This window comes from Micromonospora sp. WMMA1996 (assembly GCF_002573675.1).
GTDB classification, from domain to species: Bacteria; Actinomycetota; Actinomycetes; order Mycobacteriales; family Micromonosporaceae; genus Micromonospora; species Micromonospora sediminicola.
In genome coordinates, this window is record NZ_PDHU01000001.1 from 2,244,992 (window position 1) to 2,258,899 (window position 13,908).

Annotated in this window: 18 protein-coding genes; 12 read left to right on the forward strand and 6 right to left on the reverse strand. The window is 74.3% G+C overall.

All coding sequences use genetic code 11. From position 1 onward, the window contains the following. Positions 1-30: 30 nt before the first annotated feature. Complete coding sequence (locus COO58_RS10845) at positions 31-1,260, forward strand: MFS transporter (RefSeq protein WP_098744832.1); 1,230 nt, start codon at positions 31-33, stop codon at positions 1,258-1,260. A 10-nt stretch (positions 1,261-1,270) separates the two neighbouring features. On the opposite strand, the gene COO58_RS10850 is transcribed toward COO58_RS10845, so the two are convergent. Both COO58_RS10850 and COO58_RS10855 read right to left on the reverse strand, forming a co-directional pair. Next, a complete protein-coding gene (locus COO58_RS10850; RefSeq protein WP_098744834.1) occupies positions 1,271-1,666 on the reverse strand; it encodes a cupin domain-containing protein in 396 nt (131 codons plus the stop codon). A 27-nt stretch (positions 1,667-1,693) separates the two neighbouring features. Beyond that, positions 1,694-2,182, reverse strand: a complete 489-nt coding sequence (locus COO58_RS10855) for a GNAT family N-acetyltransferase (protein ID WP_098746243.1) — start codon at positions 2,180-2,182, stop codon at positions 1,694-1,696. A 106-nt stretch (positions 2,183-2,288) separates the two neighbouring features. Between COO58_RS10855 and COO58_RS10860 the strand changes: the two genes are divergently transcribed. The 10 genes from COO58_RS10860 to COO58_RS10905 all read left to right on the forward strand — a co-directional run bounded on the left by COO58_RS10860 (position 2,289) and on the right by COO58_RS10905 (position 11,148). After that, positions 2,289-3,830 carry a glycosyltransferase family 39 protein gene (locus COO58_RS10860; RefSeq protein ID WP_098744835.1) on the forward strand — a complete coding sequence of 514 codons (1,542 nt, stop codon included), beginning with the start codon at positions 2,289-2,291 and terminating at the stop codon, positions 3,828-3,830. 24 nt (positions 3,831-3,854) lie between these two features. After that, on the forward strand, positions 3,855-4,673 hold the full coding sequence (locus tag COO58_RS10865) for a TIGR04222 domain-containing membrane protein (RefSeq protein WP_098744837.1): 819 nt from the start codon (positions 3,855-3,857) through the stop codon (positions 4,671-4,673). Positions 4,674-4,741: 68 nt separating this feature from the next. Next, complete coding sequence (locus COO58_RS10870) at positions 4,742-6,211, forward strand: hypothetical protein (protein WP_098744838.1); 1,470 nt, start codon at positions 4,742-4,744, stop codon at positions 6,209-6,211. Between the two features lie 38 nt (positions 6,212-6,249). Further along, a complete protein-coding gene (locus COO58_RS10875) occupies positions 6,250-6,558 on the forward strand; it encodes a hypothetical protein (protein ID WP_091574451.1) in 309 nt (102 codons plus the stop codon). Between the two features lie 222 nt (positions 6,559-6,780). Then, on the forward strand, positions 6,781-7,734 hold the full coding sequence (locus COO58_RS10880) for an SMP-30/gluconolactonase/LRE family protein (protein ID WP_098744840.1): 954 nt from the start codon (positions 6,781-6,783) through the stop codon (positions 7,732-7,734). 192 nt (positions 7,735-7,926) lie between these two features. Continuing rightward, entirely contained in the window at positions 7,927-8,382 is a 456-nt protein-coding gene (locus COO58_RS10885; RefSeq protein ID WP_098744841.1) for an HNH endonuclease, read from the forward strand. A gap of 395 nt (positions 8,383-8,777) precedes the next feature. Beyond that, positions 8,778-9,338: a DUF1062 domain-containing protein gene (locus COO58_RS10890; RefSeq protein WP_098744843.1), complete on the forward strand. Its 561-nt coding sequence runs from the start codon at positions 8,778-8,780 to the stop codon at positions 9,336-9,338. A 62-nt stretch (positions 9,339-9,400) separates the two neighbouring features. Beyond that, positions 9,401-9,886 carry an N-acetyltransferase gene (locus COO58_RS10895; RefSeq protein WP_091574455.1) on the forward strand — a complete coding sequence of 162 codons (486 nt, stop codon included), beginning with the start codon at positions 9,401-9,403 and terminating at the stop codon, positions 9,884-9,886. A 38-nt stretch (positions 9,887-9,924) separates the two neighbouring features. Further along, a complete protein-coding gene (locus tag COO58_RS10900; RefSeq protein WP_098744844.1) occupies positions 9,925-10,344 on the forward strand; it encodes a nuclear transport factor 2 family protein in 420 nt (139 codons plus the stop codon). A gap of 24 nt (positions 10,345-10,368) precedes the next feature. Beyond that, positions 10,369-11,148 (forward strand): class I SAM-dependent methyltransferase, encoded by a 780-nt coding sequence (locus tag COO58_RS10905; RefSeq protein ID WP_098744846.1) that lies wholly within the window; start codon positions 10,369-10,371, stop codon positions 11,146-11,148. Between the two features lie 32 nt (positions 11,149-11,180). Here COO58_RS10905 and COO58_RS10910 read toward each other — a convergent pair whose 3' ends face one another. From COO58_RS10910 to COO58_RS10920, 3 genes are all read right to left on the reverse strand, one after another. Further along, complete coding sequence (locus COO58_RS10910; protein ID WP_091574458.1) at positions 11,181-11,849, reverse strand: nucleotidyl transferase AbiEii/AbiGii toxin family protein; 669 nt, start codon at positions 11,847-11,849, stop codon at positions 11,181-11,183. After that, positions 11,849-12,205 (reverse strand): hypothetical protein, encoded by a 357-nt coding sequence (locus tag COO58_RS10915; protein WP_091574459.1) that lies wholly within the window; start codon positions 12,203-12,205, stop codon positions 11,849-11,851. The genes COO58_RS10910 and COO58_RS10915 overlap by 1 nt, the downstream gene beginning before the upstream one ends. Positions 12,206-12,300: 95 nt before the next feature. Then, positions 12,301-12,786, reverse strand: a complete 486-nt coding sequence (locus COO58_RS10920) for a DUF1992 domain-containing protein (RefSeq protein WP_098746245.1) — start codon at positions 12,784-12,786, stop codon at positions 12,301-12,303. Between the two features lie 110 nt (positions 12,787-12,896). Here COO58_RS10920 and COO58_RS10925 point away from each other — a divergent pair, with 110 nt between their 5' ends. Then, entirely contained in the window at positions 12,897-13,292 is a 396-nt protein-coding gene (locus COO58_RS10925) for a YkvA family protein (RefSeq protein WP_091574460.1), read from the forward strand. Between the two features lie 3 nt (positions 13,293-13,295). On the opposite strand, the gene COO58_RS10930 is transcribed toward COO58_RS10925, so the two are convergent. Beyond that, a complete protein-coding gene (locus COO58_RS10930; RefSeq protein WP_091574461.1) occupies positions 13,296-13,841 on the reverse strand; it encodes a GNAT family N-acetyltransferase in 546 nt (181 codons plus the stop codon). Positions 13,842-13,908 lie beyond the last annotated feature (67 nt).

A 13,908-nucleotide genomic window follows, 5' to 3' on the forward strand; every position in this document is an offset into this window, starting at 1 on the left:
AAATATTCGACGTCGAAGTAGTCTGCGGCGGTGACGCATCCCCTCCGGCTCCGCGCCTTCCGTCTGCTCTTCCTCGGCCGTACGGTGTCCGCCCTCGGCGACGCCGTGGTCCCCACCGCGCTCGCGCTCGCCGTGCTGCGGGCCACCGGCTCGACCGCCGCGCTGGCCCTGGTGCTCGGCTGCGCCATGGTGCCCCGGCTGCTGCTGCTCCCGCTCGGCGGCGTGGTCGCCGACCGGTTCGCCGCCCGCCGCGTCGCGCTCGCCACCGACCTGATCCGCGGCGCCGCCCAACTGGTCGTCGGCGTCGAACTGCTCGGCGGCGCGCCGACCCTCGCCCACCTCGCCGTGGCCTCCGCCGTCGGCGGGGTCGCCTCCGCCTTCGCCATGCCCACCGCGTCCCCCCTGGTCGCCGGCGTCGTCGACGCCGCGGGACGGCAGCGGGCCAACGCCCTGCTCGGCGCCACCACCAACGCCAGCCGGCTCGCCGGCCCGGCCCTGGCCGGCCTGCTGGTCTGGACCGCCGGCCCCGGCTGGGCGTTCGTCATCGACGCCGCCTCGTTCGGCGTCAGCGCCGCACTGCTGGCCGCCATCCAGGTCCGGCACGTGCCGGTCGAACGCCGCTCACTGCGCGCCGACCTGGTCCTCGGGTGGCGGGAGGTCCGCGCCCGCGACTGGTACTGGAGCAGCCTGGTCGCCCACGCCGTCTGGAACGGATCCGCCGCCGTGCTGCTCACCGTCGGCCCGGCCGTCGCCGTCACCCGGCTCGGCGGCGAGGGCGTCTGGGTATTGCTGCAACAGGCCGGCGCGGTCGGGCTGCTGGCCGGTTCGCTGCTGGCCAGCCGCGCCCGCCCCCGCCGCCCGGTGCTGGTGGGCAACCTGGCGCTGGCCACGTACGCGGCGCCGCTGCTGCTGCTCGCCGTGGCCGCGCCCGCCGCGCTGACCGTGGCCGCCTACTGCCTGGCGCTGAGCGCCCTGGGCTTCCTCAACCCGGTCTGGGAGACCGTGGTCCAGGCCCGCTTCCCCACCGAGGTGCTGGCCCGGGTCACCTCCTACGACTGGCTCATGTCGCTGGGCGCCATGCCCCTCGGTTACGCCCTCGCGCCGCTCGCCGCGTCGGCCTGGGGCGCCTCGACGCCCCTCGCGGTCGCCGGGGTGCTCGTGCTGCTCGCCTGCGCCGGCACCGCCGCCGTGCCCGGCGTACGCCGGGTGGGCTGGACCGTCGCCGCCGCGCCGGCCCAGCCGGAGCCGGCGCGGCGGTGACCCGGTCGGCTCAGAGCCGGTGCCCGGTGGTGGCGTCGACGCTGTCGGGGACGGCGTCGTGCCGGTCCCCCACGCTGGACGTGCCGGACGGCTCGAACATGAGGATCGAGGCGCCGTCCGGCGCGTACGGCCGGTGCTCCACCCCGCGCGGCACCACGAACACCGCGCCGCGCGGCAGCGTCACCTCCCGCTGCGCCCCGTCCACGCCGTCGCGCAGGGCGATGCGCAGCTCCCCGTCGAGCACCAGGAAGAACTCGTCGGTGTGGTCGTGGGCGTGCCAGACGTGCTCGCCCGCCACCTTCGCGACCCGGACGTCGTAGTCGTTGACCGTGGTCACGATCCGCGGACTCCACAGCTGGTCGAAGCGCGCCAGGGCGGCGGCCAGCTCGATCGGCTCAGGGTTCATCCGACCATCCTCGCGCACCGGCGGCGGTCACAGGGGACGGTGCATGACGTGCAGGCCCACCCGACCCCGCGTCGGGTGGGCGAACGACTCCGGCACGGTGCCGATCACGGTGAAGCCCAACCGCCGGTACAGTGCCACGGCCGCCGCGTTGGTCTCCACCACGGCGTTGAACTGCATCGCGGCGAAACCCTGCCGGCGGGCCCAGTCCAACGCGTCCTCGCACAGCGCCCGGCCCACGCCGCGGCCCCGCGCGCCGGCGGCCACCATGAAACTCGCGGTCGCCACGTGCGAGCCCGGCCCGGGCCGGTTCGCGCCCATCTTGGCGGTGCCGAGCACGGCGCCGTCGTCGTCCACCGCCACCGAGGTACGCCCCGGCGGGCGTTCCACCCACACCTCGTGGGCCACCTCGGCCGGCCAGGCCGGGTCGTAGGGGAACGTGTCCCCGGCGGTGACGACGTCGGAGAAGATCGGCCAGACCTGGCCCCAGTCGGCGTCGGTGTAGTCACGGATGCGCACGGCGGGCACGCTAGTCGGGACCCGACCGTCCGGCCACCGGATTCCGTCCACCCGGCCGAGGCCGGCGGGACGACGTCGGACCGCCCCGCCGGGCCATCATGGGCGGGTGGCCGAATCAGTCGCCGACGTCGATCGCCGCGAGGCCGCCACGCCCGCCGGGCCGCCGCCGCCCGGGCCACGCACGGCGGTCCCGTGGCTGGTCGGCGCGACCCTCACCGTCGTCCTGCTGCTGCTCGCCGGCCGCTACGGCTACCACCGCGACGAGCTCTACTTCCTGCTGTGCGGCCGGCACCTCGACTGGGGCTACGTCGACCAGGGGCCGCTCGTGCCCGCCCTGGCCCGGCTGGCCGACACCGTCGCGCCCGGCAACCTGGTGCTGCTGCGCACCCCGTCGGCGGTCATCGGCGGCACCATGGTGGTGCTGGTCGCCGCGATCGTCCGGGAGTTCGGCGCCGGCCGGGTCGCCCAGACGGCGGCGGCGGTGCTCGCCGCCGCCTCGGGCATCGTCCTGGCCGGCGGGCACCTGCTCAGCACCACCAGCGTCGACCTGCTGGTGTGGCTCGTCACCGCGTTCTGCGTGGCGCGGATGCTGCGCACCGGCGACACCCGCTGGGCGCTCGGCGCCGGGCTCGCCCTCGGCGTGGGAATGCTCAACAAGCCACTGCCCGCCCTGCTCGGCGTCGGCCTGGTCGCCGGGGTCGTGATCGCCGGGCCGCGTCGCCTGCTGCGGGACCGGCGGGTGCTGGCCGGGGCGGTGATCGCCGTGCTGCTCGCCGTGCCGTACGGGGCGTGGCAGGCCGCACACGGCTTCCCGCAGCTCTCCGTCGCCTCGGCCATCGCCGACGGCGACAGCTCCTACAGCGGCCGGCTGGACGCGCTCGTGCTGCAACTGCTCATCATCAGCCCGTTCGCCGTCCCGGTGTGGGTGGCCGGGCTGGTGGCGCTGCTGCGCCGCCCGGCCTGGTCGGCGTACCGGGCGTTCGGCTGGGCGTGGCTGGTGGTGGTCGCGGTCGTCGTGCTGGCCGGCGGCAAGGGCTACTACGACGCGCCGCTGCTGCTGGTGCTCACCGCCGCCGGCGTGACGCCCACCCTCGACTGGGCGCGGCGCGGCGCCGCCCGGGCCCGACAGACCGCACTCGCCGCCGCCGCCGTGCTGATGGCGGCCAGCAGCGCGGTGCTGCTGCTGCCCACGCTGCCGGCCGACCGGCTGCCCGGGTTCGTCGTCGCGGCCAACCCCGACGTCGGCGAGACGATCGGATGGCCGGAGTTCGCCGACTCGGTCGCCGCCGTGCACCGGGGTCTGCCGCCGGCCGAACGCGACCGGGCGGTCGTGCTCACCGCCAACTACGGCGAGGCCGGCGCGCTGGCCCGCTACGGCCCGGCGCGTGGCCTGCCCCGCGCGTACTCCGGGCACAACAGCATGGTCACGTTCGGCCGGCCGCCCGACGGCGCCGACGTGGTGATCGCCGTCGGCTGGTCCCGCCCCGACCGGCTGCGCGCCTGGTTCACCGAGGTCACCGAGGCCGGCCGGGTCGACCAGCGGGTCGACGTCGACAACGAGGAGAACGGCGGGCCGATCTTCGTCGCCCGCGGTCCGCGCCGCCCCTGGTCGCAGATCTGGGACAGCGAGGTCCGGCACGCCTCCTGAGGCCGGCGGGCCATACTTGTCGCCATGCTCTGGGGTGTCAGCGGGCCGCTCTTCCTCCTCGACTACCTCGGCGCGGTCGCCGTGGCCGCCGCGATCGCCCTGGCCGTACGGGAACTGACCGGCCGGCGGGCCGGCGGCGCGACGCCCGACCGGGTCGAACTGGCCTACCTCACCGACCGCGCGCTGCTGGCCTGCCAGGTGGGGATCGCCGCGCTGCGCCGCGCCGGCGGGGTGAGCACCGGCGAACTCGCCACGCTGCGCGCCAACGGCCCCCCACCGGCCCGACCATCCGGTCTGGTCCGCGCCCTGCACACCGCCCTGCGCCGCCCGCAGACCTGGGCCGCCGTCCTCGCCGACCCCGACGTCGCTCGGGCGCTGCGCCGGATGGTCGGCCGGCTGGTCCGCGACGGCTGGCTGCTCACCCGCGCCCAACGCCGCCGCATCGCGCTGGGCACCCTGCCGCTGTTCGCGGTCGCCGCCGTCGGCGTGGCCCGGCTCGTGGACAGCGCCGTCGAGGGACGCTCCGCCGGCGGCCCGGCGTCGGTCGCCGGGCTGCTGCTGTGCTGCCTGGCCACCGCGCTGGGTGGCTGGTGGCTGACCGAGGTGCCGGAGACCGGCGCCGCCGCCCGCCGCCTGCTGCGCCGGCTACGACGCGAGCACGCGGACCTCGACCCCGAACGCCGCCCCACCTGGCAGGGACGGGACACCGACGCGCTGCTGACCGCCATGGCGCTGTTCGGTCCCCGCCCGCTGCTCGCCGTCGACCCGGCCTTCGCCGTCCAGGTCGGCGTCGACCCGGACCGTGGCCGACCCCGCCCGGAGCCGAAACCCGCCCGCCGCTGAGCCCTCGACGGGCGGCGGCGACGCCGATGCGGCAGAGTGGCCCCACGACCGCGAGCAGGAGGTGACCCGTGGACGGCCCGACCGGGGTGGTGTTCCCCGCGACCGCCGACGGCCGGCGCAGCACGACCGCGCTGGGACGCGCCGTGGTCGCCGACGCGCTGCGCGCGGCCGACCCCGTCGGCGCGCGCTCCGCCGAGCACGAGACCGACTGGCGGCGGGGCTACGTCGGCCACTTCCGCCGCCTGGTCGAGGCCGGCCTGCTCTCCCGCGACGCCGCGCTCACCGTCGCCCGCGACGGCCTCGCCGCGCTGCACACCCGCATGCGGTACGCCCCGCCGGACGGCGGCCCCGAGACCACACCGGCCGAGGCGTTCGCGTCGGACGACCGGGAGCCGCCGCTGCGGACCGCCACGGTCACCGGCGCCGGGCCGGTGGAGCGCGAGTTGTCCCTGCCCTACCGGGGGCAACGCCTGCGCGGCGACGACCTGCGCCGCCGGCTCGACGCGTGGGTCGACGCCGGGGTCATCGAGCCCAGCTGCGCCGAGGCGGTCGGCCGGGTGCTGGCCAACCCGGACTGGCTGGACCTGCGCGACCAACGGATCGTGGTGCTCGGCGCGGGCGCCGAGATGGGTCCGCTGCCCTCGGTGCTGCGCTGGGGCGGTGACGTCGTCGCGGTCGACCTGCCCCGCCCGGAGATCTGGCGCCGCGTCCTGCGTACCGCCCGCCGCCACGGCGGCCGGCTGCACCTGCCCGTGCCGCCGGACACCGGGGACGACGACGCGGCGCTGACCGCCGCCGCCGGGGCGGACCTGCTGCACCGCCTCCCGCAGGCCGCCCGGTGGCTGGCCGGGCTCGACGGTCGGCTCGTGCTCGGCAACTACGTCTACGCCGACGGCGCCACCAACGTCCGGGTGGCCACCGCGGTCGACGCGCTCACCGTCGAGCTGACCGGGCAGCGCCCGGACGCCGCGCTGGCGTTCCTGGCCACCCCCACCGACGTGTACGCGGTCCCCGGCGACGCGGTCGCCCACGCCGAGCGCGGGTACGCCGCCCGTGGCCCGGCTCGACGGACCCTGCGGCTGATCTCCGGCGGCCGGCTGCTGCACCGCAACTACCCGCCCGGCGCCGACCCGGGCATCAACGACAGCCTGGTGCCCCAGCAGGGGCCGAACTACGCGCTGGCCAAGCGGCTGCAACGCTGGCGCGCGGCGGTGGCCCGAGACGCCGGCGCCACGGTGTCGTTCACCGTCGCGCCGCCCACCCGCACCCGGTCGGTGCTGCGCAACCGCGCGCTCGCCGCCGCGTACGCCGGGGCGCACCGCTTCGGCGTCGAGGTGTTCGAGCCGGCCACCAGCAACACACTGATGGCCGCGCTGCTCGTGCACGACCTGCGCACCGGCGGTGGACCGGCGCAGGAGCACCCGTGGCGGGACGAAACGTACGCGGCGGCACACGGCGGACTGTGGCGCGTGCCGTACGCCCCGCGCAGCGCGCTGGGCCTGGCGGTGCTGCTGGGCCTCGGCGGGGCCCGGGCCTGAGCGGGTTTCCTTGTCTTGGGCGCCGGGAAGGCTCCGGTATGGCCGAGACATTCGTGAGCGAAGACCTGAAGACGCTGCAGTCGATGGCGCGCGGGGCCGGGATTCCGGATGCCGAGCGTCTGTCCCACGACGACCTGGTGGAGGTGTTGCGCCGGGCCGGGCTGGCCGACGGCAGCCAGGACGACTGGCCGGACCAGCCGATCGAGGATCCGGCGCACCTCGCCGGGCTGCCCCGCAGCTCGCTGCGGCAGGGTGACGAGAGCACCGGCGGTCGGGCCGCCGAGGAGGCGATCGGCGCCCGGCCCGGCGAGTCCGGCACCGAGATTGACGACCGCACCGAACGCTGACCGCAAGAACGGGCGGCTCCCGCAGAGCGGGGGCCGCCCGTATGTGCTCCCGGTACCACGACTACGGCGTGCCGACGATTCCGGGAGGCTGGCCGGGTACGCCGGGCAGCAGTCCCGCCGCTGACAACCGATCGGGCCGCCCGACCGGTTTCCTCACTGTCGGGCTCCACAAGGGAGCCCAGGTCAGGTCAGGTGGTGGCTCTGTTGCGCAGAAACTCGATCATGGTCCTCGTTCCGGTGCTGGCTGCGGTCGGCCTCGTCGCTCCCAGCCCGGCGATCGCCGACGCCGGCGCTTCCTCGCCTCGCGTCGCCGGCCCGTCCCACCGCACCTACTTCCCGTCCCGCATCGCGTTGCCGGACGGCTTCACACCGGAGGGACTCACCATCGGCCGCGGCACCACGGTCTACGTGGGGTCCATCCTCGACGGCGCGATCTGGCGGGGGGACCTGCGCACCGGACGGGGCGCAGTACTGGTGCCGGGGGTGCCCGGCACCGACAAGGCGGGACTGAAGGTGGACGCGCAGGACCGGCTCTGGACCGCCGACTTCTCCGGTGGCGGCGCCAGCGTGTACCACGCTCGGACCGGTGCCCTGCTGGCTCGCTACCGGTTCACCGATCAGCCCGGAAGCCTGGTCAACGACTTGGTGATCACTCCCCGGGCGGTGTACTTCACCGACTCCACCCGACCAGTGCTGTATGTCGTGCCACTTGGTCCCGGTGGCCGGCTGCCGGCCGGCTCGGCCGTTCGGACGCTCGCCCTCAGCGGGCCGGCGGCCGAACCGGACGCGTTCGCGAACGGGATCGTCACGCTGCCGGACGGGGACCTGCTGGTCGCCCAGATGCTCGCCGGTCGGCTGGTCCGGATCGATCCGGCCACCGGTGCCAGCCGTGCGTTCGACCTCGGCGGCTACTCCGTGACCCGGGCCGACGGGTTGGTGCGGCGGGGCCGCACCCTCTACGTCATCCGCAACCTGACCAATGTCGTGGCCGTCTTCCGGCTGTCGCCCGGGTACGACTCCGCGACGCTGGTCCGAGAGATCACCGATGTGCGACTGCGGGTGCCGGCGACCGGCGACCTCTTCGGACCCTGGCTGTACGTGGTCAACGGCCGGTTCGACGTCGAGCCGACACCGAGCACCGACTACGACATCGTCCGGCTGCCCGCCTGGCAGTGAGACGACGCCGACTGACCGGGGCCGCCGGCCCAGGTCAGCCGGCCGCTCGGGTGAGTCGCCCCGCTGACCGGGGCGGCTCACCCGTCTTCTCGTCGCCGGGTGACCCCGCTGAGCCCCGGCAAGGGGCCGGCATCTGGCGGACCGGGGGCAGGACCGCAGAGCGTTGTCGGAGGACGTCTCTACGCTTTCTGCATGCTGTCCCAGGTGACCGGCCTGTCCCGGCACTTCACGGAGGAATCACTACGCTCCTACCTGCTGGCCCGCTCGCAGCGCCTGCCGACGGGCTGCCTCGTGGTGCGTGGATATGGCGGCCAGCGCGGCGTCTACCAGAAGCTCGCCGGACGCGCCTGGGCCCACATCGCGGCATACGCGGTCTTCGTCGGCGGCTACCGGCCGGACCTTGACGTCCATCACGACTGCGGTGTGCCCGACTGCATCGAGCCGACCCACCTGCGTCAGCTCAGTCACGCGGACAACTGTCGGGAACGTCGACAGCAGTCGCTCTGCCGTAACGGACACGCCCGGGAGGTCGATCCCGACACCGGACGCTTCCGGAAGGTGTGCCGTCGCTGCAACAGCGAAGCGCAGAGGCGGTGGCGTGAGCGGCGCGCGGCCGAGGTGGCCGCGGCCAAAGCTTCCTACCGGTAGTGAACGGGACGTTGTAGCCGCCCGGTACACCACCGTAAAGCCTTACGCATAGGAACTGTCATTATGATGTACCGCCCTTTCGTCCGTTATGTCCGCGCTAATTAATGGACTGTCGTTACCGGTAATCCATTAATTAGGGCGTGGGTCGGCGGTAAAGCGCTTGAGGCGTACCTCGGCCCTCGCTTACGGTCGCCGCGACCCCGCACCCCTGAGGACAGAGGACGAACCGCGTGACCCCGCCTGCTCTCTGAACCTGACACGCCTTCCACCCACCCCGAGCCGACGCTTCCCCGTCGGCTCCGCCGGGCTGCCTCCACGCGCCCGGTCACACGGCGATCGAGGCCGCGCGTCATCGGCCTCGTGTCAGGTCTACAGAGATCAGGTTTTCCGTCCTCATGTCTTCATCACCCCATGTCGTGCTGCCCTGGTTCGTCCGCCGGACCAGGCTTCCGCTGCTGTCACTGCGCTGCGTGGACTGCCGATCGGAGTCCGCTACCACCGGCGACGGCCGGTTCCGGGTCAACGCCAACGGCAAACTGCTCGACGTCTGGCTGCTGGTCCGATGCGTCTCCTGCGACCGGACCAGCAAGCTGACCGTGCACGAGCGGGCGCCGGTCAGCTCGCTCGACCCGGCCACGCTCCACGGCTACCACGTCAACGACCCGGTCCTGGTCGCCGTCACACTGGTCGATCCGGCGCTGGCCCGGCGCGGTCGCTTCACGTTGGACTGGACCGGCGCCTGGCGTCTGGACACCCCGACCGAACGGCCCGCCGAGGCGTGGCCGCTGCGGGTCGAGGTCACCTTCGAGGACCCGGTGCCGGTGCGCCCGGACCGGCTCATCGCCCACGGCCTGGGCCTCAGCCGGCACGAGGTGCTGCGCCGGGTCAAGGGCGACGTGTCGCTGCGCCGCCCGAGAAGCACCGACTTCACCTTCACAGTGCTGGCCGAGGGTTAGGACGCGCCGGTCGTGGCGGGCACCCCGCCCGCCACGACCGGCGCGTGGGCGACACTTGCGGAGTGACAACGACGATCGTGCCGATGACCTGTGCTCATCCGGCGTTCGACCGCACCGCTGCCCTGTTCGACGCCTACCGGGTGCACTACGGCCTACCGTCATCTCCCGAGACGACCCGCTCCTGGCTGCACGATCAGCTCGCACAGCACCGGATCTCCGCTGCTGCCGCCGTCCAGGCCGACCAGGTCTGCGGTTTCGTCACGGCCATGGTCATGCCCGCATCGCTCATGCTGGGCACCGCGTGGTCGATCCGTGACCTGTATGTGGACCCGCGCCACCGCCGTAGCGGTGTCGCGTCCGCACTCCTGCAGCACGTCATCCACAGTGCTCGTGCTGCCGGTGCCTCGCGCCTGTCGCTGCAGACCGAGACCGACAACGTCCCGGCCCTGACGCTCTACACGCAGGCCGGCTTCCGGCCCGTCACCGGCCTGGAACTACTCAATCTCCGCCTCGACCCCACCCCGGAAGATCCAGGAGACACGACCTAGGCTGGTTCCGTCGATGAGGATCCATCTCGGGAGGCACGATGGCGGGTCGGGCACGGGAGGTCGTCGAGCGGGTCCTGCGCGCCAGCCGGGAGGGCGACGTCGAGGCGTTCGTGGAGCTGATGGCCCCGGAAGGCTACATCGAGTGGCCGTTCCGCCCCGCCGGTGTGCCCGGCCGGGTGCGGGGGCGGGCCGACGTCCGCCGGCACCTGATCGAGACGGCCGGCACCCTGATCACGTTCGACGAGTACCGCGACGTGGTGATCCACGAGACGCTCGACCCCGAGGTGGTCATCGTGGAGTACGACGCCGTCGGTAGCGTGGTCGCCACCGCGGAGCCGTTCGAGCAGACGGTGATCGCCGTGTTCCGCGTCCAGGACGGACTCGTCGTGTCCTACCGCGACTACATCAACCCGCTGCCGCTGATGCAGGCGCTGACCGGCGGCGCGGGAAACCGCTGAGGCGAACGACGGAAAGGCGGGTCCATGGGACACGACGACCAGCTCCGACACTCCTCGTCCTTCGGCGCGGCGGCGACCGCGTACGCCGAACACCGCCCGGACTACGCGCGCGACGCGGTGCGGTGGGCGCTCGCACACGCGCCCGGCCCGCGGGTGCTCGACCTCGGCGCCGGCACCGGCAAGCTCACCGCCGGACTGCGCGCGGCCGGCGTCGACGTCAGCGCGGTGGAGCCCGATCCGGCGATGCTGGCCGAGCTGCGCCGCGCGGTGCCGGACGTCCGCGCGCTGCCGGGCAGCGCCGAGGCGATCCCGCTGCCGGACGCGTCCGTCGACGCCGTGCTGGCCGGCAACGCGATGCACTGGTTCGACATGGCCGCCGCCGGTCCGGAGATCGCCCGGGTGCTCGCGCCCGGCGGCACCCTGGCCGGGCTGTGGAACGTGCTGGACGATCGGGTGGACTGGGTCGCCGAGTTGGCGCGGGTCAGCGGGAGCGCCGCCGTCGGCCCTCGGGACACGCCCGCCTCCTGGCGCGTCGAGACGGCGCGGATGCACGTCCCGACCAACGGCGCCGCCGCCCGGTTCGAACGTCCGGAGCAGGCTGAATTCCCGCACGGACAGCGTCGTACCGCCGACTCCCTGGTGGCGACGCTGGCCACCCGCGCCGGGATGCTGGTCATGCCGGCGGAGGAACGCGACGCCACGCTCGGCCGGATCCGCGCGTTCCTGGCGAGCCGCCCGGAGACCGCGGCCGGCGAGTTCACGCTTCCGATGCTGACCTGCGTGCTCCGCGTGCGGCGACGCTGAACCCGCGCGGATGCCGTCTCATGCGCCGCGCGCTAGGCAGCGCTCGCCCGGGGCCAGTCCGTGAAGGCCTTGCGCAGCTCGTGGATCTGCGTGGGGGTGAGTCGGTAGAGCGCGAAGACGGTGTCGGGTAGCCGGTCGAGCCGTCGGATCGCATCGGAGACCTCTTCGTCGGTGAGGTCGGGATCGGCGCGACGCCCGAGCGTGATCAACTCATGCCGGTCGTGACGCTTCATGAGCGCCGCGACATCTATGTAGTCGCGGGGTTGAGCACGGGTAACCATGGCTGCGACCTTGGTGCCGATGACGTCGTCGAGGTGCAGCACCGGGCCGATGTCGAGGACAACGGGGCTGGCGGTGCGGGCGAAGCGCACGAGTTGCAGCCGAACGGCCTGGTCGTCCCGGTGTACCTCGAACTCGGTCATCTCCTGGTCTAAGCCGTAGAAGACACCGCTCAACTCGCTGGACTCGGCCATGATCTCGACCTGGAAGCCCGCGTCGAGCAGGGCGCCGCGGACGTGTCCGCTCGCGGCGGCGACGCCTCCGTCGACGTTCGTGAAGAGGTCGACGTCCTCGGTGGGCCGTTCACCGATGCCGTGAGCGATCAGTGCCTGACCACCGGCGAGGGCAAACCCGTGGCTACTCGCTGCGGCGAGCGCGATGCGGGCTACGTCGTGCTGGAACTGGTCGGGTGCAGACGACATCAGGCGGCAGCCTCGCGGGAGCGCAGGACCGGGTGACGCTCCTCCCAGGCGTGCCGCACCCCCCGGGGAAGGTAGAGCTGGGGCCAGAGTCGGACGAGGGTGGGGCCGTGCAACCAGGTGCGTAGTTCGTCGGATCGGACGGCTTCGGTGAGCACGGTCTCGTACATCCAGGTCAACAGGCCCGGCCGGTCGAGGTCGACGTGCCGGTCAGGCTGCCAGAACAGGCGGTGGGGCAGCTCGACGACGCCGGTGGTCGGGCCTCTCAACTCGCCGAGATCAGCGACCACGGCGGGCCGTCGTCCCGGCCGCGCCTCGTGCGGTCGACGCGAGCTGCGGACGAAACCGCTCGGATCCATGTCCCCAGAATAGGCCCTGGTGACCTGCGTTCGGGCCACGCCGGGCGCGGCCGGTCAGGAATCGGCGTGCCACAGGGTTGTGCGGCGGCGCCCGGTCAGCGGCGCCACCAGCGCCAGCTGCGGCGGGGACGCGCCGCGGGTCGACCGGTGTCCTGCGGCTCCACCGTCGCGGCCGCCGACCGCTCGGCCGCGACGCGTTCCCGGTCGGCCCGCCACCGGCGCACCGCCTCGTCGACGTTGACCGGGCGGACCACCACCCGCGGCCCGGTCGGGGTGCGCAGCCAGGCCACCACCTCGGTGTTGAGCGCGGCCACGTACGACCGCACCGCCTCCTCGGTGGGCAGGTCGCGCAGCTCGGCCGGGAGCTGCTCGATGCGGCGGCGCAACTGCAGCGGCGTGGGCAGCATCAGGTCGGACGGGATCTGTTCCCGCTCCATGAAGCTGCGGATCCACCAGCCCTCGTCGTAGGGCAGGTCCCGGCCCGGGATCGGCTTGCCCGCGCCCGGCAGGTTGTCGAACTCGCCGCGCTCCTGGGCCGAGCGGATCTGCGCCTCGACCGCGGCCTCCCAGCCTGTCGTCACCGCCGTCACCTCCCGTACCCACCGTATCCGCCGGTCTCCGACCAGGGTCAGCGTCGGACGGGCCCGGGGTTGTTCCCGGCCGCGCCGGGAGCAGGCGTAGCGTGCCCGACATGCGCGACTGGCTGATCGGGCTCGGGGTGGCGCTGGCCTGCCTGGTGGTGAGCTGGGCGGTGCTCGTGCTGCTGGCCCGGCGGCTGCCGCCCGGGCCGCTGCGTGACCTGGCCGCGTTCCTGCCCGACTGCGCCACCACGGTGCGGCGGCTGCGCCGGGACCCGAGGGTGCCGCGCCGCGCCCGGATCGCGATCATCGTCGCCGGTGTCTGGGTGGCCAGCCCGATCGACCTGATCCCGGAGTTCCTGCCGGTGATCGGCCCGTTGGACGACGTCGTGGTGGTCGCCCTCGCGCTGCGCTACGCCGGCCGGCAGGTGCCCCGGCAGGTGCTGCTCGACGCGTGGCCGGGCGAGCCGCGCCTGCTGCTGCGCCTGCTCGGCGCCCCGGCGGACTGACGGTCAGGTCAGCCGGCGGACGTGCCGGTGCCCGTCGCGGGGGAACGGTGGACGGGCCGGCAGCACCTCGACGAAGGCGTACCCGCTCTTCTCCGCCACCCGGCAGGAGGCCGGGTTGTCGATCTGGTGCAGCAGCTCCAGGCGGGTCAGCCCACCGGCGGCGAACCGGGCGAACGCCCAGCCGGTGACCGCCTCGACCGCCCGGGGCGCGACGCCCCGCCCGCGCGCCGGCGCCGCCGTCCAGTAGCCGACCTCGGCGTCCGGGCGGCCCGGCCGGACCTCCTTGAGCACCACGCAGGCCACCAGCCGCTCCCCCGGCGCGTCCTCCACCACCGCGAAGCTGAACCGGCGGTCGGCGGCCCAGCCCTGCCGGCTGCGGCGCACATAGTCCCGCGCCTCGGCCGGGGTGGTCACCGGGCGGCTGGTCCAGGCCCGCAGCACCGGGTCCCGGTAGGCCTCCAAGAGCGCGTCGGCGTCGCCGTCGCGCCACGGACGCAACAGCAGACCGGGCGCGGTGGGGGTGGCGTCGGCGGACAACACGATCGACATCCGGTCAGTATGGCGTCGTCCGGGTGGCGCGCGTCACCCCGCGCGGCGGCCGGAGCAGGACCGTGGC

Coding starts and splice junctions, on each gene's coding strand:
- COO58_RS10850 (WP_098744834.1), bottom strand. CDS start 1,666: ATGAACCCTGAGCCGATCGAGCTGGCCGCCGCCCTGGCGCGCTTCGAC.
- COO58_RS10865 (WP_098744837.1), top strand. CDS start 3,855: ATGCTCTGGGGTGTCAGCGGGCCGCTCTTCCTCCTCGACTACCTCGGC.
- COO58_RS10875 (WP_091574451.1), top strand. CDS start 6,250: ATGGCCGAGACATTCGTGAGCGAAGACCTGAAGACGCTGCAGTCGATG.
- COO58_RS10880 (WP_098744840.1), top strand. CDS start 6,781: ATGGTCCTCGTTCCGGTGCTGGCTGCGGTCGGCCTCGTCGCTCCCAGC.
- COO58_RS10885 (WP_098744841.1), top strand. CDS start 7,927: ATGCTGTCCCAGGTGACCGGCCTGTCCCGGCACTTCACGGAGGAATCA.
- COO58_RS10890 (WP_098744843.1), top strand. CDS start 8,778: ATGTCTTCATCACCCCATGTCGTGCTGCCCTGGTTCGTCCGCCGGACC.
- COO58_RS10900 (WP_098744844.1), top strand. CDS start 9,925: ATGGCGGGTCGGGCACGGGAGGTCGTCGAGCGGGTCCTGCGCGCCAGC.
- COO58_RS10905 (WP_098744846.1), top strand. CDS start 10,369: ATGGGACACGACGACCAGCTCCGACACTCCTCGTCCTTCGGCGCGGCG.
- COO58_RS10910 (WP_091574458.1), bottom strand. CDS start 11,849: ATGTCGTCTGCACCCGACCAGTTCCAGCACGACGTAGCCCGCATCGCG.
- COO58_RS10915 (WP_091574459.1), bottom strand. CDS start 12,205: ATGGATCCGAGCGGTTTCGTCCGCAGCTCGCGTCGACCGCACGAGGCG.
- COO58_RS10925 (WP_091574460.1), top strand. CDS start 12,897: ATGCGCGACTGGCTGATCGGGCTCGGGGTGGCGCTGGCCTGCCTGGTG.
- COO58_RS10930 (WP_091574461.1), bottom strand. CDS start 13,841: ATGTCGATCGTGTTGTCCGCCGACGCCACCCCCACCGCGCCCGGTCTG.